This is a genomic window from Corticimicrobacter populi (assembly GCF_003123725.1).
Lineage (GTDB): Bacteria > Pseudomonadota > Gammaproteobacteria > Burkholderiales > Burkholderiaceae_B > Corticimicrobacter > Corticimicrobacter populi.
The window spans coordinates 325323-350740 of the sequence record NZ_QETA01000003.1 but is presented as its reverse complement, the minus strand read 5'-3'; the positions used below and the strand labels follow the sequence as shown (position 1 = coordinate 350740).

Below are 25418 nucleotides of genomic sequence, written 5' to 3'. Positions count from 1 at the left end.
ATGACCGTTATTCATAATCTTGGTTTTCCCCGGATCGGCGTGCAGCGTGAACTCAAACGGGCGGTCGAAGCGTACTGGGCAGGCAAGCAAAGCCGTGAAGCGCTGGAGCAGGCTGGGCGTGAACTGCGTGCCCGTCACTGGCGGCAGCAGGCCGATGCCGGACTGAAATTCGTGCCGGTGGGGGATTTCGCCTGGTACGACCAGATACTGGAGTGGACAACGCTGCTGGGGGCGATTCCTGCACGCTTCGGCCAGACTGCCGGTGCGCCTGTCGATCTGGATACCCTGTTCCGCCTGGGACGCGGCCGCGCACCGACCGGTACGCCTGCGGCAGCCTGCGAAATGACCAAGTGGTTCGATACCAACTACCACTATATCGTTCCCGAGCTGTCGCCCAACCAGCAGTTTCGTATTGCTCGCGAGTACCTGTTTGAGCAGGTGGAGGAGGCTCGTGCTCAGGGATATGCCGTCAAGCCGGTGATTCCCGGTCCGTTGACCTGGCTGTGGCTGGGCAAGGGCGACGCTTTTCTGAATGGTGCCCAGGACGAAGGCAAGCTGAAGTTGCTGGAGGCGCTGCTGCCTGTCTATCGACTGGTATTGGAGCGCCTGGCGGGGCAGGGTGTCGAGTGGGTGCAGATTGATGAGCCGATCCTGACTCTGGACTTGCCACAGGCTTGGAAAGAGGCTTTTGGTCAGGTCTATGCCGAGTTCCAGACGGCTCCCGTCAAGATTCTGCTGGCGACCTATTTCGACGGTCTGAAAGACAATCTGGCGACGGCGTCTGGACTGCCGGTAGCCGGGTTGCATGTGGATCTGTCGCGTGCGCCGGAGCAACTGGCATTGGTGGCGGCCGATCTGCGTCCGGACCAGGTGTTGTCGGCGGGCTGGATCAGCGGCCGCAATATCTGGCGTACCGATCTTGAGGCGGCGGTAGCGGCGCTGACCCCGATCAAGGCTGCACTGGGTGACCGTCTCTGGCTGGCTCCCTCATGCTCACTGCTGCATGTGCCGGTTGACCTGGAGCAGGAAACCGAACTCGATAATGAACTCAAGAGCTGGCTGTCGTTTGCTCGCCAGAAACTGGCTGAGTTGAATCTGCTGGCGCGCAAGCTGGATGGTATCGATGATGATGCCACGCGAGCGGACTGGACGGCACAGCAGAATGCGCTGGCCGTGCGTCGTGCTTCGGCTCGTATCCACAATCCTGCCGTGGCGCAGCGCCTGGCCGAGTCCCGTAATGTGTCGCGTGACCGTGCCGCCTTCGCTGCCCGCATCAGCAGCCAGCAGGCCGCGCTTGATCTGCCGGCTTTCCCCACGACGACGATCGGTTCCTTCCCGCAGACTCAGGAAATTCGGACGCTGCGGCGCGACTGGAAATCCGGCGCACTGACGGATGCGCAGTATGAACATGCCATTCGTGAAGAGATCGAGCGCGTGATCCGCTTCCAGGAAGAAATCGATCTTGATGTACTGGTTCATGGCGAGCCCGAACGCAACGACATGGTCGAGTACTTCGGTGAACTGCTGGCCGGCTTTGCCTTTACCCGCAATGGTTGGGTACAGAGCTATGGTTCGCGTTGCGTCAAGCCGCCCATTATTTTCGGTGATGTGGCCCGTCCGGCACCGATGACGGTTGGCTGGTCGTCGTATGCCCAGTCGCTGACCGCGCGTCCGGTCAAGGGGATGTTGACTGGCCCGGTCACCATTCTGCAGTGGTCGTTCGTGCGTGATGACCAGCCGCGTGAGACCACCTGCCGCCAATTGGCGCTGGCGCTGCGCGACGAGGTCAACGACCTGGAAGCCGCAGGCATCAAGGTCATCCAGATCGACGAGCCAGCCATTCGCGAAGGGTTGCCGCTGCGCAAGGCCGACTGGAAGCATTACCTGGGCTGGGCGGTAGACTGCTTCCGTCTGTCTACCTCGGGTGTGCAGGATGACACGCAGATCCATACCCATATGTGCTATTCGGAATTCAACGACATTATTGATTCGATCGCAGCCATGGATGCGGATGTGATTACGATCGAAACCTCGCGCTCCAATATGGAGTTGCTGGAAGCGTTCGAGGACTTCCACTATCCCAATGACATTGGTCCAGGCGTCTATGACATCCATTCGCCCAATGTGCCGGAAGTCCAGTGGATGGTGGACCTGATGAACAAGGCGGCCGCGCGCCTGCCCAGGGAGCGTCTCTGGGTCAACCCGGATTGCGGCCTGAAGACCCGTGCCTGGCCTGAAACCCGTGCCGCGCTGGTGGCGATGGTGCAGGCCGCCAAGGATCTGCGCGCAGCAGCCTGATGGCCGTTGCCGGAGTCCAGTCAGCTGGCTGGACTCCGGGTTCATCTATACGACATCGAAAGCGATACACCTGAGTGCGCTATACTCGACCGGATTTGATTTATGTCAGACATTTCGGTCCGCTCCATGTCGCTACCTCCCGCCGCTGCATCACGCCGAGCCCTGCATCGCCGCACGATACAGGTCGAGAGCTATGAGCGCGAAGACGGTTTCTGGGATCTCGAGGCACGGCTGACGGATATCAAGCACTATGATTTCGGCCGCAGCGATGGCAGTACTCACCATAGTGGCCGTCCCGTGCATGACATGTCGCTGCGCATCACCATCGATGCGGATTTCAGTATCGTGGCTGCATGTGCCACCTATGACGACGCACCCTACGATCATCACTGCAAGTCCATCGAGCCGGCTTATGCCGGCCTGGTCGGGCTGAACCTGCTCAAAGGCTTTCGCCAGCAGGTACGTGCCCGCTTCGGACGTGATGCCGGCTGTACGCATATGAGCGAGCTGACGGCCGTGCTGCCGACGGTCGCCATCCAGACCATGACTTACCGACGCCCGCCCCAGGATGACCAGGGTGGCACGATCAAGCCGTTCCAGCTTGATGGTTGCCATGCGCTGAGCACGCAGGGCGAAGTGGTGAGACAATATTATCCCCGCTGGTATGTCGGCCATGAAACGCCGACGACTGTTTCTTTTTCTTAACGTCCTGACAGGTAACACATGAAAATTCACGAGTACCAAGGCAAGGAACTGCTGAAAAAATTCGGCGTGCCCGTGCCGCGCGGCATTCCCGCTTTTTCGGTAGACGAGGCTGTGGCCGCAGCCGAAAAGCTGGGTGGCCCGGTATGGGTGGTCAAGGCCCAGATTCACGCAGGCGGTCGCGGCAAGGGCGGCGGCGTCAAGGTGGCCAAGTCGATTGATGACGTGCGCAAGCTGGCGTCCGACATCCTGGGCATGCAACTGGTCACGCACCAGACCGGCCCGGCAGGACAGAAGGTCAAGCGCCTGTACATCGAAGACGGTGCCGACATCCAGAAAGAATACTATGTGTCCGTGGTGACCGACCGCGCCACCCAGAAGGTGGCTTTCATCGCTTCGAGCGAAGGCGGCATGGACATCGAGGAAGTGGCCCATTCCACGCCCGAGAAGATCGTGACCGAATACATCGATCCGCTGACCGGTTTGGAAGATGCGCAGGCTGCCAAGATCGCTGCTGCGATCGGACTGGAAGGCGAATCGGCCAAGCAGGCCGTGGATGTCTTCAAGAAGCTGTATCAGTGCTACATGGATACGGATGCTTCGCTGGTCGAGATCAATCCGCTCAACCGTGACAGCAAGGGCAATATCATTGCTCTGGACGCCAAGTTCAATTTCGACTCCAATGCGCTGTTCCGTCATCCCGAGATCGTCGAGTACCGCGATCTGGACGAAGAGGATCCTGCTGAAATCGAAGCCAGCAAATTCGACCTGGCCTACATCCAGCTCGACGGCAATATCGGCTGCCTGGTCAACGGCGCTGGCCTGGCCATGGCGACCATGGACACCATCAAGCTGTTTGGCGGCGAACCGGCCAACTTCCTCGATGTCGGTGGCGGTGCCACGGCAGAGAAGGTGACCGAAGCGTTCAAGATCATGCTCAAGAACGATGACGTCAAGGCCATTCTGGTCAACATCTTTGGTGGCATCATGCGCTGCGACGTGATCGCGGAAGGCGTGATCGCGGCCTGCAAGGCAGTCAACCTGAACGTGCCGCTGGTGGTGCGCATGAAGGGCACCAACGAAGAACTCGGCAAGCAGTTGCTGGCCCAGTCCGGCCTGCCCATCATCAGCGCCGATACCATGGCCGAAGCGGCAACCAAGGCTGTTGCAGCCGTCAAGTAATCTTGCCCAAGGATATTCAAAAATGTCGATTCTGATCAATAAAGACACGAAAGTCATTACCCAGGGCATCACCGGCAAGACGGGCCAGTTTCACACCCGCATGTGCCGCGAGTACGCCAATGGCAAGAACGCCTTCGTCGCCGGGGTCAATCCCAAGCGCGCAGGCGAGGATTTCGAAGGCGTGCCCATCTTCGCCACGGTCAAGGATGCCAAGGCCGAAACCGGTGCCGACGTATCGGTGATCTACGTGCCGCCCGCAGGCGCTGCGGCTGCGATCTGGGAAGCCGTCGAGGCCGACCTGGATCTGGTGGTCTGCATTACCGAAGGCATTCCCGTGCGCGACATGCTGGAAGTGCGCAACAAGATGAAGGCCAAGGAAGCCGCCGGTGGCAAGAAGACTCTGCTGCTGGGCCCGAACTGCCCCGGCCTGATCACGCCCGATGAAATCAAGATCGGCATCATGCCTGGTCACATCCACCGCAAGGGCCGTATCGGCGTGGTCAGCCGCTCCGGTACGCTGACCTACGAAGCCGTGGCGCAAGTCACCGAGCTGGGCCTGGGGCAGTCGAGCGCAGTTGGCATTGGTGGCGACCCCATCAATGGCCTCAAGCACATCGACATCCTCAAGCTGTTCAACGACGATCCCGAGACCGATGCCGTCATCATGATTGGCGAAATCGGCGGCCCGGACGAAGTCGAGGCTGCACGTTGGGCCAAGGACAACATGAAAAAACCGGTGGTTGGCTTCATCGCTGGCGTAACCGCGCCTCCCGGAAAGCGCATGGGCCACGCCGGTGCGCTGATCTCCGGCGGTGCCGATACGGCAGATGCCAAGCTGGCCGTGATGGAAGAGTGCGGTATTCGTACCACGCGCAACCCGTCTGAAATGGGCAAGCTGCTGAAGACCGTGCTGTAATCTTCATCGCTGATTGACCATCGAAAAGCCGCCCGGTTCTTGTGCCGGGCGGCTTTTTTTTGCCGCCGGGCCGCCCCAAGGCAAAAAGCGCCCCCCTTGGAGGGCAGCAAGCCGAAGGCGCAGCGTGGGGGCATTTTTTGTTGGATTGACTGGATTACAATAGCCCCCTTTACGACCTTATCTCCGCAGACAGGACACTCACAACATGATGGAATTTTTGCAGACGGTCAGTTGGGCTGCCGTATTCCAGATCATCCTGATCGATGTTCTGCTGGGGGGGGATAACGCGGTCGTCATCGCCCTGGCCTGCCGCAACCTGGCCCCTGCGCAGCGACTCAAGGGCATTCTCTGGGGCACGGCGGGTGCCATCGTCCTGCGGGTGATCCTGATCTTCTTTGCCCTGACGCTGTTGGCAGTACCGTTTCTCAAGATCGCCGGTGCGCTCATGCTGGTCTGGATCGGCATCAAGCTGATGCTGCCCGACGAGGATGAACATGCCAATATCCAGGGAAGTGCCTCGATCCTGGCTGCGATCAAGACCATCATCGTGGCGGACTTCATCATGAGCCTGGACAATGTCATTGCCATTGCCGGTGCCGCACAGGGAGCCCATGCCGATCATCAATTGGCGCTGGTGATCTTCGGCTTGCTGGTCAGCGTGCCGATCATCATATGGGGCAGCACGCTGGTGCTCAAGCTGATCGACCGCTACCCGGTGGTAGTGACATTCGGGGCTGCGCTGCTGGGCTGGATCGCGGGCGGCATGCTGGTGACCGATGTGCTTGTCACAAATCAATGGGGCGAGCCTGCGACCGTGGTCAAATTGGGCTTTGAGATCGCGGGCGCGCTGCTGGTGGTCGGTGTCGGGCGTGTGCTCGGTGAGCGCCGCAACCGCAAGGCCCGTCAGGCCTGATGATTGCAATGAAAGGAGCTGCGTGACCATGAGTGTGGACACATCCAACAAGAATCGCTGTCAGGGGCTGAGCATCCTGCAGACCCTGCTGCTGGTCGGCGTGCTCGGACTGGTGCTGTCCATCGTGGCGTCGAGGTGGCTGTGAGCACGACATCCTTTCCCCGGAAACTGGTCATTGCGACCCGCGCCAGCCGTCTTGCGCTATGGCAGGCTCATCACGTGGCAGATCTGCTGCGTAACCGCTATCCAGGATGTGAGGTCGAACTGCTCGAGATGACGACGCGCGGCGATCAGATCCTCGACCGCACGTTGTCCAAGGTGGGCGGCAAGGGCCTGTTCGTCAAGGAACTGGAGACGGCGCTGCACGATGGTCGTGCCGATCTGGCGGTACATTCGCTCAAGGATGTGCCGATGGAGCTTCCCGAAGGTTTCTCGCTGGCAGCCGTGCTGCCGCGTGGCGACGTGCATGATGCGCTGGTGTCGTCGCGTTACGACTCACTTGAGGCACTGCCCGAAGGGGCCGTCGTGGGCACGTCCAGCCTGCGGCGCGAGGCACAGATCCGGGCACGCTGGCCGCATCTCGACATCAAGCCGCTGCGCGGCAACCTCGATACCCGACTGGGCAAGCTCGATGCCGGTGAGTACGATGCCATCGTATTGGCAGCCACAGGGCTGCAGCGACTGGGCATGGCCGAGCGCATACGGACCGTGTTGCCTGCGGCTCTCAGCCTGCCGGCTGCTGGGCAGGGAGCTCTGGGGATCGAAATTCGCGCCGATCGGACTGACGTGGCTGGTTGGTTGGCACCGCTGGTCTGCCCGGCCACCACGGCCCGCGTGGCTGCAGAGCGGGCCGTGTCGCGGGCGCTGGGCGGTTCCTGCCAAGTGCCTCTGGCCGCCTATGCCGAGATCGATGGCGGCGATACCCTATGGCTGCGTGCGCTGGTGGCCACGCCCGATGGGCGTACGGTGCTGCGTGCCGAGCAACGTGGTGCGATTGCAGATGCCGAGGTATTGGGGACCGAAGTTGCTGCCGCCTTGCTGCAGGATGGCGCTGCCGCCATTCTGGAAGGACTCGGTATCGAGGTGCCTTCCAGGCAGGGCTGACGTGGTGCGGCGCGCCGTTCTGACCCGGCCCCAGGGGCGCAACGAGACGCTGGCGGCGCATCTGGTGCAACAGGACTGGCAGGTGTTGATGTTGCCTGCCATGACCATAGAATCCCTGGATCATGTGGCCTGGCGTGCGCCGGCAGATTACGATCTGGTGATGTTTGTCAGTGGTAATGCCGCCCGTCTCTATGTCGAGGGAATGCGGCAGCAGGCAGGAGAAGGCTGGCACTGGCCATCTGACACCCTGGCAGCCATGGTCGGGCCGGGCAGTGCCGATGCTTTGCGTGCTACCGGTGTTCTGACATCCGAAGCTCGGTTGCTGTATCCCAGCGATACCCGCGAGGGCCTGGATTCAGAGGCGCTGTGGCGCTTGCTGCAGCCTGAACTGGAGCAGTTGCGCCGCGTCCTGATCGTACGCGGCGAGCAAGGACGGGATTGGCTGGCCGAACAGTTGCGATTGAGAGGTATCCAGGTTGATCTGCTGCCGGTCTATCGCCGTGTTCCGGCGGCCTGGACCGAAGCGGCTACCGAGACCTTGCAGATCTGGCAGAGAGAGGGACTGACCGTCACCTGGCTGCTGAGCAGTATCGAGAGTTTTCGGGCGCTCCATGTGCGTGTGATGGCGCTGGGATGGGAGGAGTGGTGGCGTACATGTTGTTTCATCACAACGCATCCGCGCATCACCCAATCCTGTCTTGAAACCTTGTATGCTGGTGCTCGCGATTGCCGCCGGGTTGTGACGAGCCAGCCGCTGGACGATAGTTTGTTACACGCTTTTCTGACCGCGCGGCAGGCAGGAACCGACAACATATTACAATCCAGGCTATGACCGATATCACACCCGAGATTGAGGCACCTGCCCGGCAGGCTGCCGCCGAGACCCAGCCCGAATCTGCCCGGCGTGGCGGCAAGGGAGGCTGGCTGACCATACTGTTGCTGGCTGTGCTGGTGATTGCCGCGCTGTTGAGCGCGCTGTGGTACCAGCGCCAGGAGTTCCAGCAGGGCGGTCGTGAACTGGCCGGCCGTCTAAGCACGGTCGAAACGCAGTTGCAGCAGACCCAGCGACAGGCTGACGAGGCGCGTGACATTGCCCAGGGCCAGCAGGCCAAGGTGCAGGCACTTGAAGAAAAACTGACCGATCTCAGCAGCCGCTACCAGGTGCTGGAGCAAGCCTGGCAGAACCTGACGGACGAGGGCGGCGATGTCGTTCTTTCCAATGATCTTGATCGCATCCTGACCCTGGCCAGCCAGCAATTGCGCCTGGCCGGACAGGTCGGCAATGCCATCGTGGCGCTGGAAACGGCACAGGCCCGCCTGGCAAGCGCCGACCGGCCCGGTTTCGCGATGGTGCTGCAGGCGGTCAATGGCGATCTCGAACGCCTGCGCATGACGCCCCAGGTTGATATCCCGGCACTGTCGCGGCGTGTCGATGCGCTGGTTCGCCAGATCGATACTCTGCCTTTGCTGGCACCAGGCGTGAATGCCGTGATCGATGCCTCGCCTGCAGCCCAGCCTCCTGTGGCGACAGCAGGCGACAGCGCCGCTGTGCCGGCGACGCTGGTGGTGGATCCTGATGCCTCGTGGTGGGTACGCTGGCGCGCCGAGATGGAAACCTGGCCAGGTCGCCTGGGTCATGCGATTGCCGGCGAATTTTCCAATCTGGTCAAGGTCCAGCGCATTGATGCGCCGGATGCCCTGTTGCTGTCGCCCGACCAGGCCAGCCAGTTGCGCAGCAACCTGCGCCAGCGACTGCTGACGGCACAGGTGGCCTTGCTGGCCCGCCAGCCTGATGTCTGGAAGAGTGAGCTTGATATTGTGGCGCGTGCGCTGTCGCAGTATTTCGACATGCAGAATGTCGACGTTGCCCGTGCCTTCACCCAGGTTGAAGCCCTGGCCCAGGCACCGATCAAGGCCGATATTCCGGATATTGGCAACAGCCTGCATGCGCTGGAGGCTGCGCGTGCCAAGGCAGCACTGCCGGCCGAGTCCGGCGCACAGGAATAATGCCATGAGAGCCTGGTTCTGGACTCTGCTCCTGGCGGTCGTCGCAGTGGCGGCGGCAGTGTTTCTGCGACAGCATGCCGGCAATGTCGTCATCCTGGTGCCGCCGTATCGCATCGAGCTATCGATCATGCTGGCCGTGGCCCTGATCGTCGGTTCGTTCATCCTGCTGTATGTCGGTCTGCGCTTCCTGAGCTGGCTGTTGTCGGTGCCGGGGCGCTGGCGCGGCTGGCGCGGCCGGCGTGCCCAGCATCGTGACGACAATCGCCTCGAGCGTGGCTGGATCGGTCTGCTGGCAGGACGTTATGCCCAATCCGAAAAAGACCTGACCAAGCTGCTTGGGCAGACGCGCAACCACAATCGCAAGGTTCTGGCGGCCCTGTCGGCGGCACGGGCGGCTCATGCCCAGGCGGCCTATACCCGCCGCGATGAGTTGCTGCGGCAGGCCCAGGAGTTTGCCGGCGAGAAGGCTCTGGTCGATGCCGTCGGTGCCCTGTGGGCCGAACTGTTGCTGGAACAGGGACAGCCGCAGGCGGCACTGGAAAAACTGCAGACGCTGCCTTACGAAGAAGGCGCACGCTACGTCAACATTACCCGTCTGTTGCTGCGTGCGCATGTCGATCTGGCGCATCACGAACAGGCCTACCTGCTGGCTCGCGCGCTTTTCAAGCGCAAGGCGCTGGAGCAGACAGAGGCGGAACGCATCATTGGTGTTGCAGCCGCCGGTCGCCTGCTCGAGGCTGGCGACGACTGGCGCACGGTCTGGAAGTCCCTCAAGTCCACGGAGCGCACCTTGCCGCCGGTTGCCCTGGCTGCGGCCCGCTTGTTCGATGCCCAGGAGCAGGGCAGCGAGGCCAGCAAGGTGCTGGAGTCCGCGCTCGATGTGCAGCTCGATCCCGAATTGCTGGCTGCCTATGCACGCTGCGCCCCTGCCGATGTACAGCGCCGCCTGAGCAAGGCCGTGCGCTGGCTCAAGGATCATCCCGATCATCCCGACCTGCTGCGTGCCATGGGCGTGCTGTGTCTGCATGGGCAGATCTGGGGGCAGGCTGAGCGTTACCTGCGCCGCAGTCTCGCCATACAGCCGACAGCCGGCACCTATGCGTTGCTGGGCAGTCTGAGCGATCGCCTGGGACGGCGCGATGACGCACTGTCCTATCTGCGCCAGGCCACTGCGGCCAGCGTGGGTCTGCCCGACCTGGCCGCGTCGGCGGCATTGCCGGCCGCAGACGTACAGGCCGATCCGCATCACCTGGTGGCCGACAATCCCGAGGATTTTGTCCTGCCCGATCCCCAGACGGCCGATTCTCCGGATATCCTGCACCAGCGTGATGGCATCAGCGACTACGATGTGCACGGTGGTGTGCTACCGTCGCGCCACGAAGCCGTGGTCGCCAGCAGCGATCGTGATGATGCCTTCCATGAGTATTTCGACAGTGCGCCGATCCCTGCCGCTTCACTGGGTACCGAAGAGCCTGCCGCATCGTCAGAGGCGGCACGCACGGACAGCGACAAGCCCGCTGCCTACTGATTTCCACTTTTTACATACAAGGTAGAAAATGAGTCTTTTGAATGTCGGAGCAGGCAAGAACCTGCCGGATGATTTCAATGTCGTCATCGAAATTCCGATGAATGCCGACCCGATCAAGTACGAGGTGGACAAGGATTCGGGCGCGCTGTTCGTCGACCGTTTCATGCTGGCCGCCATGCACTATCCGTGCAACTATGGCTACATTCCGCAGACGATCTCCGATGATGGTGACCCCGCCGACGTACTGGTGATCACTCCGTTCCCGATCCAGGCCGGTGCCGTGATCCGCTGCCGCGCCATTGGTGTGCTCAACATGGAAGACGAAGGCGGTGGCGATGCCAAGCTGCTGGCGCTGCCCATCGACAAGCTGTATCCGGTCTATCGCAAGATCCAGTCCATCGACGATCTGCCGATCGAGGAAATCGAGCGTATCCGCCACTTTTTCGAGCATTACAAGGATCTCGAGAAAGGCAAGTGGGTCAAGCTGACCGGCTGGCAAGGCCCGGAAGCCGCCCGTGCCGAAATCCTGAAGAGCGCCGAGGCCTGGCGTCTGCAGAACGACGCGTGATTTATCGGCCTGTCCGTGAGGACGGGCGGTTGCAGGTGAAATAGGCGACGCCGGTCAGGGTCGCCTTTTTTCTTGGCTGCGAGGTTGCTGAGCACATCCTGATGGCAAAGAGGAGACGGCAGGTTCAAGTTTTCCATGCTGGACAATAAGAATCATTGCTACTATATCGAGTTCGATACACCTGCCGTTGTTTCTGTCATCCATGTCACGCTCACCTGTGTCCAGAAAAGGTTGGCTCAGCCATTACGGCGAGCTGGTCGGGACGTGGGTGCGACGGGCTGACAGCCGGGCCGATGCCGAGGATGCCACGCACGATACGATCGTCAAGGTGCTGGAGCATGATGCCGCTGCACTGGTCAATCCCGGAGCCTATCTGCATCGCAGCGTGCGCAACCGCCTGATCGACAAGCACCGCCAGGCACGGTTGCTGGATGTCGTGCCGTTGCATGAGCTCGGCGAGGATGAGCATCCCCTGCTGGGTGATCCTGATGCGCATGTACGGACAACCGAGTTGGTGTGTTCCCTGAAAGACGCATTGCAGGAGTTGCCACTCAAGTGCCGGCAGGTTTTTCTGCTGCACAAGCTGGAGGGATACAGCCAGCAGGAGATCGCCCAGCAGTTGGGCATTTCCGTCAACATGGTCGAAAAATACATGATCCGGGCCGCCAGATATCTCAGGGAACGGTTGCAGAACCATGCCCCGCACTGAGTCTGGACCCAGGTATTCAGCAATGAGCACAGACAGCCCAACACTTCCTGACGATCCGCGCGATGCTGCCGCCTATTGGTTTGCCCGCGTGCATTCCGGTCATTTCACTGTTGCCGAGCAGGCTCATTTTCGGCAGTGGCGTCAGGCCGATCCGCGCAACGAACACGAATACCGGGCGCTGGATGAGATCTGGCAGGCTACCAGTCTGGTGCCGGAAGATACGCTGCGGGAATTGCTGATGGCGCCAGAGCCAGCAGAAGCGTGTCGGCAACGCACCCGTCGGCGCTGGCTGGTGGGGGCGGGCGCAAGCTGTGCCGTGGCTGTCGCGGTAGGCGTGTTTGGCTACAGCCATCTGCTGGAGTATCCGGAACAGGTCTTGCGCTACGCAACGGTGCATGGAGAGCAACGAGCGGAGACCTTGCCCGATGGCTCGGTCATCGAGATGAATGTCGCCACGCAGTTGGTGGTGCGCTATTACGGGGATCGCCGCGACGTCGAACTGCTTGAGGGCGAGGTGGCATTCGACGTGCGCAGCAATACCGCTCGCCCGTTTTTAGTGACGGCAGGTGAGGTCAATGTTCGGGTCACAGGAACGGTTTTCACCGTGCGGAAACAACAGGACCGGATTTCGGTGGCCGTTGAGTCGGGGACAGTCGAGGTGACATCCGGACGCTGGTGGGCACGCGACCAGGCTCTGCTGACGGCAGGCCTGGCAGCAAGCGTGCGTGGCGATGCGCAACTGCATGTCGCGTCAGCGGATGTCGCTGCGCTTACCGCCTGGCGTCAGGGCAAGGTGGTTTTCCGGGACCAGCCACTGGAAAGCGTGGTACATGAGATGAACCGCTACCTGGCCCAGCCCATCCATTTTACGGACAGCAGACTGAAACGCCTGAGCATGGCGGGCGTTTTCAGTATCAAAGATGCGGAAGGCTTTCTGCAGGCCTTGCAGAACCAGATGCCGGTCATCGTCGTGCATCGTCCGGACGGCGGTGTCGATCTTTCGTTGCTGCGCTGACGCATCAGGCACAAGCGGTACACATTCACGACTGCGTTCTTGAGTCCTTGGCTTGGCCAAGGGCGTACTGATGTGCGCGCTTGCTATCCATTCTTAAAAATAATTGTTGTTGTTACAACTTTTATTTGGATTTCATTCAGGGTTTTGACGCGTCGCTCGTCGTACTTAATGAGGGGGCGTGTTTCCCGCCGGGAGGCGTCACTTCGCAAGGATTCTTTGGCTAAATTCTAGTATCAGGAAACTCTCGTGATTGACCGGACCATTCCCGCAATACACAAGGCTGGTGGCAAACGATGCCACACTGCGGCCATCTCTGCCGTGTCATCGGCCACTCTGGTCGTTGCCTTCTCTGTTGCATTGGCTGCTGCGCCACAGGTCGTGCATGCACAGGATGCCGTGACCCAGATCAGTATCCAGCAGTCGTCTCTCAGTGATGCGCTGTTGCAGCTTGGACAGCAGACAGCACTGCAGTTCATTTATACCTCTGAGCTGGTACGCGGGTTGCCTGCCCAGGAGGTCAGTGGGCAGATGACGGCAGAGGAGGCGTTGAAGCGTCTGCTGGCAGGAACGGGGATTGAGTATTCACGTACGGGCAATACGATCAATCTGTGGAAGGTAGCCGAGACGACGCAACTGGCTCCGGTCAATGTGACGGGCCTCTATCGTGCCGATCTGACGCCGGTGTATGCGGGCGGCAAGATTGCGACAGGCAGTCGGATCGGCATGCTGGGCTATCAGGATTTCATGGAGACACCGTTCAGTACCATCAGCTATACGCAGGACGCGATACAGCAGGCACAGGACCTGGCCCGTGTCGTCGGGGTGACCGATGCGTCGGTATACGACATGGGCATGCGCGGTACCGTGCGCGAGGCTTTCGTGGTGCGCGGATTCGATGTGGGTTCGGGCGACGTGGCGTTTGGCGGGCTGTACGGTTTGCTGCCCTACAACCGTGTGCCACTGGAACTGGTCGAACGGGTCGAAGTGCTCAAGGGGCCTTCTGCAATGCTCAACGGCATGCCACCAGGCGGATCGGTTGGCGGCAGTATCAATCTGGTGCCCAAGCGTGCGACCGAAACCCCCTTGACCCGGCTGACCGGGATGTTCGTGTCCGATGGCCAGTATGGCGCTCACCTCGATATGGGGCGCCGGTTTGGTGATGCACAGCAATTCGGGATACGGTTCAATGGCCTGTACCAGGACGGCAATATGGCCGCAGATGGACAGTCAAAGCGTGCGCAACTGGGCGCGCTGGGTCTGGATTGGCGTTCTGAGCGAGTCAGGCTTGCTGCGGATATGTACAGCAACAGGGACAAGGTCAGTGGCGTGACACGTGGCGTTACGATTGCGCCGGGGCTGGGTGTGCCGGATGTACCCGATCCGCGCCGTTCGCTGATGCCCGACTGGACATTTTCCAGCGCGGAAGATTCGGCGTTCGTGTTGCGGGGTGAGGCAGACGTGACCGAGGACGTGACCGTATATGCGAACTACGGTCAGGGCATGACGCATTACAACGGTTTGCTGGGCGTGACGTTTGCCGTCATGGATGCGCAGGGAAGATACCGCACCAATTTCGGCCAGCAGCGTCAGGTTCTGGATAGAAAGGCGGGTGATGTCGGCATCATGGCTCGTTTGCGCACGGGGGAGATCCGCCACGAATTGGCATTGAGCGGTTCGTTCTATGAGCAGGAAGTGCGCTCCAGGACGGTAGTGGGGCTGCTGCCGCAGGATTGGTACACCAATATTTATGATCCTTCCTGGGGCGCAGCCCCCGAGACGGTGATCCGCAAGTCCGATGTGCCCAAGACCGCCGAGTCACGCTTGAGCAGCGTAGGTATCGCCAACACGATGTCGGTTGCCGACGATCTTGTGATGCTGACGCTGGGGGTGAGACGGCAGAACGTTGTCAGTGATACCTTCAGTGCCGCCACGGGGAAACGTACGGCACGCTATGACGCCTCGGCGACAACGCCGAGCGTGGCGCTATTGGTGAGAGTGACGGATGAAGTGTCCCTCTATGGCAACTACATCGAAGGCCTGAAAGAAGGGGCTATCGCGCCGACTGGCACCAACAATGCCGGGGAACTGTTCGCACCCTACAAGACCAAGCAACACGAGGTAGGTGTGAAAGTCGATCTTGGCAGTTTCGCGGCGACGTTGAGCGGCTATCAGATCCGCATGCCCAACAGCTATATCGACCCGGTCAGCAACCTTTTTTCCTTCGAGGGTGAACAGCGCAACCGAGGCGTGGAACTGGGTTTCTTTGGGGAGCCCATTGACGGTTTTCGCCTGATGGGGGGCATCGCCTATCTGGATGCCAGGCTGACCAAGACAGCGGGTGGCGTGGATGAGGGCAGTTTCGTCATGGCACGTCCGAAATGGCAGGGCAAGCTGGGTGTGGAGTGGGACCTGCCGGGTGTGACGGGCTTGACCCTGACGGGCAATGTCCAGTCTGCCTCGGGACAATATTTCAGCCGTGACAATACCCTGAAGACGGTCGGCAGGACGCTTTTTGATGCTGGTCTGCGATATCAGACCGCAATCGATGGACGTGCAGTGACGCTGCGCGCGGATGTGCTCAACGTGGCCAACAAGGCTTATTGGGCTGGTGGGGGCAGCGGCAAGCTGTGGCTGGGGGCACCGCGTACGGTCATGCTGTCCGCAAGTGTCGATTTCTAGGCAATCAAAGGATAGGTAAATGCGAATGAAACCGTGGGGAATGGGCAGTTTGCTGCTGTGCGCGGGAATACTGGCCGGGTGTGCAGATACGGCACACTTGGGCGTATATGGCGCAGCAACGGCACCTGTTGCGGAGCCGGCCATCGGCTCCAGACTGTCTGAGTTGCAGCGGCAGGAGATTGGGATGCGGCTTTACGAACTGGCGTTTTCTCCCCGACACCAGGCTGTATTCGTGGTATCGGCCGGAGGCGAGGATGCCGTGCATGATCCGTCCCAGGTGCTGCGCCTGGACCCGAAGGATCTGTCGGTGCAGGCGCGGATTCCACTGGCACGCAGAGGGTTCGGGGTGGCGCTGGACGATGCTGACAATCGCTTGTACGTTGGCAATGCGCTGGATGCATCGGTGACGGTCGTGGATCTTGGCACTGACGAGGTCATTGGTGTGGTGCAATTGGCCGATCCCGTGCGACAGGATGGTGACAAACCCATCTATCCCCATCTGTTGCGCACGCTGGCCGTCGATGCGAAGCGGCATCGTCTTTATGCACCGGGACTGAGCGCGCAGGGCAGCGTGCTGTACGTCATCGATACGCGTACGCTGGCGCTGGAACGGGTCGTGCCCGGTCTGGGTGCGGGCGCAGCAGGTATCGTGCTGGACGAGGTGGGCGGCATGCTTTATGTTTCGAATCTGCAAGGCCAGGTTTTTGCCTTGAATGCACAAACCCTGGCGATCGAGATGCAATGGGAAGTGCGGGCCGATCAACTGCTGAATCTTGATCTTGACCGCAGTCGTCAACGCCTGATTGCGACAGACCTGGGGTCGCCACGACTGGACGAGGCGCGTCGCCAGAAGGCTGGGTTGGTCGACTACGAGAAACGGGGCGAAGGGCACCGTGTGGTTGTCTTCGATACGGCCGATGGGCATACTGTAGCGAGCATTCCCACCGGGCAATCACCCATCGCGCCGTTGGTCGATGAGCGTCGGGGCCGAGTGTATGTCACCAACCGTGATGCCGGCACCCTCACGATACTGGATGCCAATGACTATACGGTGATCCGCGATGTGGCATTGCCTTCGCATCCGAACAGCCTGACCCTGGATCCGGATACCGGGACTGTCTTTGTTTCGATCAAGGAGCCTTCCCGGCAGGCACGCGAGAGTGTTGCACGCATCCCCTACGAATGATGGAAGACGGGGTGGGCGGTCATGGCTGAAGCCGTCAATACCCATGTGACACTTTGAGCCAACTCGGATAGTCCGAATTGGCTCCACGCCGATCCGCAACGACACTGGTGTTTTCAATCGCTGTCGGAGGCGGCTATGAAAACATCGGCAGGAGCAGGGTACAGGGCGGGCTTGCGCAGGCAGCGCCAGCGCGGACAGGGGATGACCGAATACATTATTGTGGTCGCCCTGGTTGCCATTGCGGCCATCGCGGTCTACCAGTTGTTTGGGCAGGTAGTCCGTTCGCAGACGGCTGCCATGGCCAGGGAACTGGCCGGCGAGGATGGCAGTGCCGAGTCGCAGGCCGCGCAGTCTGCAGCCGAGGCCGCCGCCGGCCAGACCCAGGCGCGTTCACTCAAGTCCTTTACCGGTAACGTTACTGCGGGTGGTGCCCAATGAGGCCGCCCGGTATGCGCCAGTCCGGCCAGGCACTGGTCCCGGGCATGCTGCTGTTGGCGGCGGGCGTACTGGTCTGGGTGTATTTCTACAATGGCAGCCAGGTCATCGCAGCCCGAGGGCGCCTGACGCACACGGCCGATGCCATGGCCTACAGCGCGGCACTGGTGCAGGCGCGCACGCTCAATTTCCATGCCTATATCAATCGCACGCAACTGGCGCATCAGGTGGCGATGGCACATGTTGTCACCCTGGCAGCCTGGGCACGCCTGGGCAGTACGCAAGCCCGGCAGGTCGGACGCGGCAATCCTCCTGCGACGTTGATCGGCATGATGTTCGGCCCTGCCCATGCAGTGGCTTATCGCAGCAGCCGGGCTGCGGCGGCAGGCGGAACCGCAGACGGTGCGCCTGCCGATCTGGCACAGGCCTATGGCACCCATGAGCGGGCCGTGCACGAAATACTGTCGCGCAGCAGGCAGCAGTTGCTGGCCACGGCACGATCCAGTCGCGACAGTGCCTTGCAGGCGGTGCTGGCGGCCAACCATCCCGTCAATGTCGAACAGCGCTGGCCGGGAGAGCTGCCCGCTGTGCAGTGGCTGACTGATGATTGGCATGATGCCGTACGACCATTTTCTGCCCTGCGTGACCCGGGTGTTTTGGGCCTGCTGGGCGACATGCAGCGCCAGTATGGATTCCTGCATCCGCGTGATCATACGGCGCGCAACACCTGGGCCGTGCAGCGCCGCTGCCCGATTAAACGGCATGAATTGCGTCATCGTGGCCGTACCCAACTGGATGAAACAGGACGCTGGCAGGCTCACGATACGCAGTCCTATCACGCGCTGCGCAGCAATCGCTGGATAGGATGCTATTACTGCTAGTATTTATCAAGCACTTATCCTATTGATTATATTGAAATTTTTTCTATATGGTTCCAGCAAGGTACAGAATCAGAGACAAGTCTTTGATGGCTATGCTAGGCCGCGTGTCTTGGCTGGCTTTTTGAGCAAAAGGGGAGGCTCATAGTGCGGATTCCGATAAACTCATGTCTTCTAGGTCTGCGTTGTCAGACCCTTAATAGATATTGCGGGGATGGCAGAGCATGGCTGCATCGGTTGAGATTGATCTATTCAATGCGTGTAAGGAGGTTGCCAGGCGGGTTCTATGGCAAAACGGGGCAGCTTCCAGTGATGTCGTAGAAACGTTGGCAGGGAAGTTTCTGGCTATCGCGGAGGAACACCAGGATTTTGTCCGAAAGCAGCGAGAGACTGATGTAGTCATTGCACAAGCAGTTCGCTACATCGCGCATGTCCACGCCATTCCTCCTGCGGGAACGGATACTCAGTGGTTCCGGAATGCCTTGGCCGTGCTGATGGAGTTAGCCGTACCCAATACAGGGCTTGACGAAGAGGTCGCTCAGTTCTTGAGCTACGTTCAGGAGGGTATTCGTGAGTCGCTTGCGAATGTTTCCGTGTCTCGTAGCGCCATGCGCATAGAAGATGAGGATGCCGCCGAGATCAGCCGTATGCAGGATGCAGGAATCGAGTACGGTGTGACGTCAGATTTGCTTGATCTGATTGAGAAGCTTTTCCATGGGGATCCTCTGACGGAAGCAGATCAACGATTCTTCCACCTTGCAGCAGTTGCGGCACCGATGACCCGCCCAAAACGGGCGGCCAAAGGCCTAGAGTAGTCTTGAAACATCAAAGGCAGATATTCAGGCGAACTTGCCAGCAGCGCTAAGCCACACGCCGAGCACAGGTTGGACGTGACGCCTATACAGCCCATTCACGTCGAACGTTAGGATGAACGGATCCGTGCAGCCTTGCTGTTGATACAGATAAACGGTCTTGCAAATCAGGGCAACCGCTAGCCGAATCATCGTGTCATCGTAGTTGGCAGGGACTGTCTGCTCGTAGTAGTACCGACACTGTTTGAATGCGTCCTGATGCTTGGAGATGTTGTCGTCATCGACCTCATTCAGCAGGTAGGCTTTGATGGCAGCGGGCAGGGCGTCGACCAAGTGCCGCAGGTTGTGCTGGTCTATGGAGCGGCTTTTGCGCGAAGCTTTGCTAGATTTCGCCGTGCCATCCGCACTCACGGTCTGCAGCAATGCGTTCCTATCGAATGCGTACCGCTCATCGAGAGTGCCGTGATTTGCGGTGACGACGGCGTTGTAGCTTTTGAGAACGATCTCAATGGCCAATGTGCCGAGCGCCTGGGTCGCCATGTCCAGACCATTCCGTTCGGCGTCAGCCAGGCCGGCGCGGCAGTACTTCCACGCGACTTCGATCATGAAGGGCCTTGGGGCGACGGGTGGAACTGCTGACACATCAGGACAGAAGGTCATAAAAAGACTACTGCTACGGGGCGAATGAAGCAGTCTGGTTTATAAGCAGAGGCCAATCTTGGTTTCCTTGTTATTCATGCTGGCTACGTTGCCCTTTCTGTTTTTCGAGGATGCGAGCGGGTTCTTTATTGTGCCTCCCCGCGCTGAGATCTAAGACCACCACATCTATGAAGGAACGTCGTGATACCGGAATGCGTTCTATGAGCATCGTACGCATTTCCTCTGCCGATTGCGGCGCCTGTTGCTCATCTGGAGGGGGAGTTAAACGTCTGCGTGATGAGGTTGGGACGTCTCCAAACCAGAGTACGCAATATATTCCGCGTTGTTCAGAACGCCAATCGATAAGATAGTTTGCATCAAGTTGCGTAGATGCCGCTGTCCAAACCTCTGGATGCCATTGGCCTTTGACTTCCATAGGGAGCTGGAACTGACCATATGCGAACGCAAGATCGGCACGCTTGCTTTTTGGCATATCCGCCTCAGTGATTCTTTGAATGCCATACTGCTCCAATACTGAGGTCAGCATTAGCGTCAAGCGATCACGGCAGGTGTTTTCGTCATAAGGGAAACCGGTGTCTGTCCAAAATATCCGAGCTCGATCTATGTCGTCACCCAGGAGTTGACGTTGGATTATTGCCATCTCGTCGAGGATGATTGACTTGAGGTCCTCGGAATTGGTAGGTGAACCATGAGCAAGCAAGCCTTTGAGATCTTCCGGCAATAGGGGAGAGAATGCTTCCTCGGCCTGCTTCTGCCGTTGTTCCGCCGACATATGTCGTATGAAATCGCTATAAGTGTCTAGTGGTCCTGCGGTTAGCGCTTGCATTGCTTCACTAGCTTCTGAGGAAGTGTCGTCGGAAAGCCTGGCTATCATTGCACGTAGAAAATCAGTTGCGTCGTACGGATTGGTGTTGCCTGATCCGGAGCCGATGAGCGTCGCGTATGGCCACTGAGTACGGAATTCTGAAATGATCCATTTGGCTTGATGCACGCTAACCTGAGGCATGGCATTGCCACGTTCAAACTGAAGTCGGTTTCGCAGATGCCAAATGAATTCAGGACGTCGAGCACCAATTCCGACGAAGTCAGTTTGTGTATCGTCGAAATCCACTATGAATTTTATTGCTAGCCGCGTAAGCTTGCGTTCTTCACTTTCCCACACAACTGTGGTAGAGGCATTAACTAAGTTTGCCAACGCTGAATAGCTTCCAGATCTTACCAAGAAGTCTACCAGTTCAATTTCGACAGTTTCAGGAAGGTTTTGGTGTGTCGTTAGCCACTCAGGTGCTAGTGTAATAGCGGTTTCTCTCCATGCATCATTTCGAGTCAACGTGTATAGGCCCGAGACATGCTTATCCTTTGCTACTAGTCCAGGTTCGATCCAAAGACGTGCAAATTGTTGCCGAGCAGCGGCGGTGCGTAAGACAAGAGGCTCAAGCGATTCCTGAAGCAGGGGTAGATCGCCGACGTCATTGGCGAAGAGACCATCATAGCAAAGCAGGAGTCCGGTTGCTTGCAGGTCGGCCGGAAGGTCCGATAAATCCCGCCCCGCACGTAGACGAGCCAGCATGCCAGCCAAGATTGCGAAACAATAGTTCCATCGTGTCTGTTGCGCAAAGCTGTCCGCCACGTCTTTCGAGGTCGGAATATCGCTACGATGCAGCACGGCCTCAAAGCCTGCTATGGCATCGGTGGCGAGTTCATCATTAAGTAGCGCTACGAGGCGTTCTCTCGGTGTGGTATCGCCGTCTTTCCCTAGATTCAGCCCCAGGTAGGCTATTGAGAGGTTAACTACAAACCTCAGATCTCCTGCTTGCAGTTCATCGCGATGGCGCTGGTAGTGGTTGCAACGGTCTATCCTAGCTTTTACTCTTTCGGCTTTTCGTTGGGCAGCTCGTTGGTTTTCCTCTTCTTGCCACGCCGGTATGGCGGGATTTTCGATCTGGTAAACGAACGCTTCAAGTTCCTGATCATCGGATTGAAAGAGCCGACTGGCATCACGGACATCAGAACTGAAGCCATCTTGGGTGACGGCAAGACTCATCAGGTCGCACCATTTTTGCCGTAGAAGGGGATCTGTATTATCGGCACCTTCAAGTTCTCTCAAAAAATATGCTGCATCTGCGGAACGGCCTGAGAAATCTATCATTCGCAGACCGAGTTCATATCTTAAATGTCCGACATGGGACTGGGCTGATGCTTCATCGAGGCCATATCGCTGAATAGCACGCCGCAGATCATCATGGCCATCAAGTAGAGCTCGTAGTCGTTGCGCATTTTCATGACCATAATGATGGGCCTCTCTAGATACTTCTAGCCACAGCCAGAGCCGGGGGGCATCTTCAGCGGTGAGATGATCTTCTTCTAGCGCTCCAGTTAGCAGAGATGCGACCAATGCACTTAGGTCGGCATTAGTCTCCCAGTTGTATTCATCAACAGGGCGTGCATAGTGGCAGAGGAGGTCTAGGATTTTAGGTATTCGTTCTACACGTAGGGAGGATTCAATGCCTTTGAAATAGGGAATAACTCTGGTTTTCTTTTCCCTTGGATATGGGCAGAGAGTTACCCCTATTTCGGCGAGTAGCGTAGCTGCAAGTAGCTCATCGGGTACATCGCAATCAATAATTTCGATGATATGTTGCGCTAGCCGAACCGAATCTTCCGTCGACTGATCGTGAAGGGCGGAAACGGTCTTTTGCCACCAACTTCGGTCTCGATGAGGCAGCAGTGCATTGGCCGCTGCACTACGCTCATGGTAAAACCGGTCTGTCGAGAGCACGATAGCTTCCAACGTTTCGGCAAGGTTGCGTGCGAGCGGTGTATTCTCTAAGCCTTCTATCAGTAGACTTCGCAGATGGCTATTGCTGGTTATGGACTCAATGACAGCCTTGATTTTTGGAAGTAAGCTAGGATGTATCAGGCTGGCAGCGGAATATCCACCTCTATCGTGGTGTCTGAAGTATGGATCAGTTTCTGCAAAATTCTTTAGCGATTCGAATAGATGGTCAGCTTGCTCGCTGGTGAGCGACGCAGTATCTCCATACAGGAGAATTCCAAATGGGTCTGCTTGGATTATTGCCCTTGATAGAGTCAAGCTGTGAAACGCGAGCCACGCATGTAGACCGCGCAAACTGGCGGGAACCGCACCGCCGCTATGTAGTTGAGCCAGCAGGCGACGCTGTGAACGTCTATCTTGTGTGTGGTCGGCGAGCCAGCGGGCACCTAGAAATTCCGCGATAACGCGGTGAACGGGCCGTACGCGACCCACGTCGACGTTGTGGAATAGTTTTGAAGCAATGATAGTCCTTGCAGCTTCAGCGCCAGGAAGTGTCTGAAGATCAGCAAGACGAATGTCTCCTTCTTGAAGTGCCGTGCCCATTTGGATAATCGTGCCAGCACCTGCTAGCAGTGAGCCCGCCATAATTGCACCAGCAGCGGATAGTGCGCTTTCTTTGCTGAGGAGCGCAATGGCGCTGTCTTGACGGTCTGGGCCGTATTCTTGCCAAATCAGATCACAGACCCGCTCGAACAATTCGGCACGAGTTCCAGGCAGTTGTGCTGTATGGTCTGCGACTTGGCCCATCAGGCCAAGAGTCAACGGATTGCCATACAAGTCTTCGAGCCCATGGTTATCGAGGTGTTCAAGAACCTGGTCTGCATCGAGATTCACAAAGCGGGCCTGCAAAAACTTTCGAGCGTCAGCTTGGTTGAGTGCCTCTATCTTGAAAAAGGTTGGAGTGGTTTTGCAGATTCTTTTCAGGTTGATCGCGGTTCGTTCTTGCCAGTCTCGTACCCGGCAGGAGAGGATGAAGTCGACGGCACCAATATCGTCTAGGCGTTCCAGTACGCGATCTACGGCGTCACCTTCTCGTCTGGACATGGCTTCATCCAGTCCATCTATAAGAAGAGGCTTGCCTGAGGACATAAACTTCACCGGGTTTTGCGCGTTGATGAGACGCATTGCGGTGATTGAAGTCGTGTCGAGCTGGCGAGCGAGTTCGTCCATCAATGTGCTTTTACCCATCCCTGGTTCGCCGAGCAAGACTTTGGGACCATCGATAGCCAGTAAAACCATGTCGTTAATGATTGAACCTCGCTCTTTCCCATTCGTGAGCAGGAGCCGCCGAGGGAAATAGTCGTCGGCAGGTGGATTGGGCTCTATGGGGTGCACGTTCATCATGATAGGGGCGGCGTTCCTAAGTGCGTTCAGGCCATTAAGGGCCGGCAAACGGATGCGGAATAATCCGCCTGGCAATGAAATGTCCCACCATTTGCGCACCAGGATAGACCTCAGCCAGTTTGCTGGTCACGGCGACATAATGAGCGCCCGTGGTGAGCATATCGTCGAAGACGAAGAGCACGCCCGGCGGTTCATGTTGCCGCCCACTGGCTGGATCGAAGTTCAGTGCGGCATAGAGCTCGTCGGGAGAGGGGCGCTGCGGGCCTTCATGACTGGCAGCGTGAACACCGCTGAAGCTCAAGCAGTCCCGGATATCTAGAGCAACGTCTGCATGATGCGCAAGCTGCTGAAGCATGGCCAGCATCCGAGCATCGTACATGGGGTTGCCGCGAGCCTTGGAGGGAGGAACCGGAATCAGAGCCAAGCGGTAGTTCTGATGTATTTCAGCCCACTTCCAGAAGCCCGCAAAAGCCTGTGCAACTTGTTGGATAGCTTGCTGCTTGTATTGCCAGCCTAGTCTGCCCTGGTGTTCGAGGCCTTTCTTGAAGTTGGTGATGAGGCGGTTCGTGGGGGAGTAGTCCCAGCGTTTGCCCTGGGTATGTTCGTAGGGAGTGTATTCGCCCCAGAAATAGCATTGGGCGTCGGGTGGGATGTAGCGGTGGTCAGGCCGTTCGAGGTCGCCGATCACCGTTAGGCGCAGCGGCATCATCATACGAACTCTTGTGGCGTGCTCTCGAATTCGCGCAGGATGTCGTCGATTTCGCGCACCCGAATGGCGCCGCGTTGCTCAAACTTCGCGGGCCAGGTGATCGCCGGGTTCTGGAAGTTGCTTTCCAGGATGAAGAGTTTGCGGCCCTGGTCGAGGGCTGCGCGCGCCTGGGTCAGTGTGCCAGAGGTCTCACTGGCCTCGACAATGATGGTTGCTTCCGAAAGCGCCGACATCGTCTTATTGCGCTCAGGAAAGAAGAAGCGGTTCACGTGCGCACCCTGGGCTTTGTAGCGCAAGAGAGGAACCTGGCTGACGAGCAGGAAATCGCTGGCGATGCGGCGTTGCAGCGCGGCGTTTTCCTTCGGGTACACCTCGGAGATTGGCGTGCCGATGACTGCGATCGTGCGACCGCCGGCTTCGATGGCGGTCTGGTGGGCGATGGTGTCCACGCCCTGGGCCAGACCTGAGACGATGGTGAAGTCTTGATCGACCAGGCTTCGCACCAGCTTGCGCGTGCGGGCAGCACCTTCGTTGCTGACCTTGCGGGTGCCGACAATCGCCACGCGGCGCGGTGCTTCGGCCAGCTCCCACGAGCCCAGGAAGTACAGCAACTCAATGGGTTCAACCGCGTCACGCAGCCGGGTAGGGTAGTCGTGCGTGCCGTTGATGCGCAGGCCAAAGCGCTGGATGCCGCGCTTGGAAAAATGCTGGATGACCTCTTCGGCGGCGAGCAGGGCAGCGTCTTCGTCCACCAGATCCGACGGCAGGCTCCCGGGATTGGCTTGAAACAGTTCCGCCAGACTCTTGGTGCTGGATTTCGGCTGTTGCCACAGGTACTCGTACGCACCCATTTCGATACGGGTATCGACAGGTTTGTGCGCAAGTAACTCTGGCCATGGGCTCATGACGGCTGCTCCAGTGTTTTTGTCAGTGTATC

21 protein-coding genes are annotated in these 25418 nt (G+C 58.8%); 17 read left to right on the top strand and 4 right to left on the bottom strand.

Features of this window, described 5'->3' with window-relative positions; all coding sequences use genetic code 11:
• From metE to DD235_RS09535, 17 genes are all read left to right on the top strand, one after another.
• The gene (gene metE / locus DD235_RS09615) at nucleotides 1-2298 is read left to right on the top strand and encodes a 5-methyltetrahydropteroyltriglutamate--homocysteine S-methyltransferase (protein ID WP_109061848.1); all 2298 of its coding nucleotides are present in this window, start codon (nucleotides 1-3) and stop codon (nucleotides 2296-2298) included.
• Nucleotides 2299-2424: 126 nt separating this feature from the next.
• Nucleotides 2425-3003, top strand: a complete 579-nt coding sequence (locus DD235_RS09610; RefSeq protein WP_109061961.1) for a DUF2889 domain-containing protein — start codon at nucleotides 2425-2427, stop codon at nucleotides 3001-3003.
• A gap of 18 nt (nucleotides 3004-3021) precedes the next feature.
• On the top strand, nucleotides 3022-4182 hold the full coding sequence (gene sucC, locus DD235_RS09605; protein WP_109061847.1) for an ADP-forming succinate--CoA ligase subunit beta: 1161 nt from the start codon (nucleotides 3022-3024) through the stop codon (nucleotides 4180-4182).
• A 22-nt stretch (nucleotides 4183-4204) separates the two neighbouring features.
• Nucleotides 4205-5098 carry a succinate--CoA ligase subunit alpha gene (sucD, locus tag DD235_RS09600; protein ID WP_109061846.1) on the top strand — a complete coding sequence of 298 codons (894 nt, stop codon included), beginning with the start codon at nucleotides 4205-4207 and terminating at the stop codon, nucleotides 5096-5098.
• A gap of 205 nt (nucleotides 5099-5303) precedes the next feature.
• A complete protein-coding gene (locus DD235_RS09595) occupies nucleotides 5304-6011 on the top strand; it encodes a TerC family protein (protein ID WP_109061845.1) in 708 nt (235 codons plus the stop codon).
• A gap of 141 nt (nucleotides 6012-6152) precedes the next feature.
• Nucleotides 6153-7115, top strand: a complete 963-nt coding sequence (gene hemC, locus DD235_RS09590; RefSeq protein WP_109061844.1) for a hydroxymethylbilane synthase — start codon at nucleotides 6153-6155, stop codon at nucleotides 7113-7115.
• A 1-nt stretch (nucleotide 7116) separates the two neighbouring features.
• The gene (locus DD235_RS09585) at nucleotides 7117-7947 is read left to right on the top strand and encodes a uroporphyrinogen-III synthase (protein ID WP_162300456.1); all 831 of its coding nucleotides are present in this window, start codon (nucleotides 7117-7119) and stop codon (nucleotides 7945-7947) included.
• Entirely contained in the window at nucleotides 7944-9122 is a 1179-nt protein-coding gene (locus DD235_RS09580; RefSeq protein ID WP_109061842.1) for a uroporphyrinogen-III C-methyltransferase, read from the top strand. The genes DD235_RS09585 and DD235_RS09580 overlap by 4 nt, the downstream gene beginning before the upstream one ends.
• Nucleotides 9123-9126: 4 nt before the next feature.
• On the top strand, nucleotides 9127-10650 hold the full coding sequence (locus tag DD235_RS09575; RefSeq protein WP_109061841.1) for a heme biosynthesis HemY N-terminal domain-containing protein: 1524 nt from the start codon (nucleotides 9127-9129) through the stop codon (nucleotides 10648-10650).
• Between the two features lie 28 nt (nucleotides 10651-10678).
• Complete coding sequence (ppa, locus tag DD235_RS09570) at nucleotides 10679-11218, top strand: inorganic diphosphatase (RefSeq protein ID WP_109061840.1); 540 nt, start codon at nucleotides 10679-10681, stop codon at nucleotides 11216-11218.
• Between the two features lie 202 nt (nucleotides 11219-11420).
• Nucleotides 11421-11927, top strand: coding sequence for an RNA polymerase sigma factor (locus DD235_RS09565; RefSeq protein WP_109061839.1), 507 nt, complete (start codon nucleotides 11421-11423; stop codon nucleotides 11925-11927).
• 22 nt (nucleotides 11928-11949) lie between these two features.
• Nucleotides 11950-12942 (top strand): FecR family protein, encoded by a 993-nt coding sequence (locus tag DD235_RS09560; protein WP_162300455.1) that lies wholly within the window; start codon nucleotides 11950-11952, stop codon nucleotides 12940-12942.
• 246 nt (nucleotides 12943-13188) lie between these two features.
• Nucleotides 13189-15621: a TonB-dependent receptor gene (locus DD235_RS09555; RefSeq protein ID WP_109061837.1), complete on the top strand. Its 2433-nt coding sequence runs from the start codon at nucleotides 13189-13191 to the stop codon at nucleotides 15619-15621.
• A 19-nt stretch (nucleotides 15622-15640) separates the two neighbouring features.
• Nucleotides 15641-16807 (top strand): YncE family protein, encoded by a 1167-nt coding sequence (locus DD235_RS09550; RefSeq protein ID WP_146193487.1) that lies wholly within the window; start codon nucleotides 15641-15643, stop codon nucleotides 16805-16807.
• Nucleotides 16808-16942: 135 nt separating this feature from the next.
• Entirely contained in the window at nucleotides 16943-17245 is a 303-nt protein-coding gene (locus DD235_RS09545) for a hypothetical protein (RefSeq protein ID WP_109061835.1), read from the top strand.
• Nucleotides 17246-17256: 11 nt separating this feature from the next.
• Nucleotides 17257-18123, top strand: a complete 867-nt coding sequence (locus tag DD235_RS09540) for a hypothetical protein (RefSeq protein ID WP_109061834.1) — start codon at nucleotides 17257-17259, stop codon at nucleotides 18121-18123.
• A 221-nt stretch (nucleotides 18124-18344) separates the two neighbouring features.
• Nucleotides 18345-18935 (top strand): hypothetical protein, encoded by a 591-nt coding sequence (locus tag DD235_RS09535; protein WP_109061833.1) that lies wholly within the window; start codon nucleotides 18345-18347, stop codon nucleotides 18933-18935.
• Nucleotides 18936-18959: 24 nt separating this feature from the next.
• Here DD235_RS09535 and DD235_RS09530 read toward each other — a convergent pair whose 3' ends face one another.
• The 4 genes from DD235_RS09530 to DD235_RS09505 form a co-directional block, all read right to left on the bottom strand.
• On the bottom strand, nucleotides 18960-19538 hold the full coding sequence (locus DD235_RS09530) for a hypothetical protein (RefSeq protein WP_109061832.1): 579 nt from the start codon (nucleotides 19536-19538) through the stop codon (nucleotides 18960-18962).
• A gap of 124 nt (nucleotides 19539-19662) precedes the next feature.
• A complete protein-coding gene (locus tag DD235_RS16750; RefSeq protein ID WP_146193483.1) occupies nucleotides 19663-23772 on the bottom strand; it encodes an NACHT domain-containing protein in 4110 nt (1369 codons plus the stop codon).
• A 34-nt stretch (nucleotides 23773-23806) separates the two neighbouring features.
• The gene (locus DD235_RS09510) at nucleotides 23807-24484 is read right to left on the bottom strand and encodes a hypothetical protein (protein ID WP_109061828.1); all 678 of its coding nucleotides are present in this window, start codon (nucleotides 24482-24484) and stop codon (nucleotides 23807-23809) included.
• Nucleotides 24481-25386 (bottom strand): DNA-processing protein DprA, encoded by a 906-nt coding sequence (locus DD235_RS09505; protein ID WP_109061827.1) that lies wholly within the window; start codon nucleotides 25384-25386, stop codon nucleotides 24481-24483. The genes DD235_RS09510 and DD235_RS09505 overlap by 4 nt, the downstream gene beginning before the upstream one ends.
• Nucleotides 25387-25418: the final 32 nt, after the last annotated feature.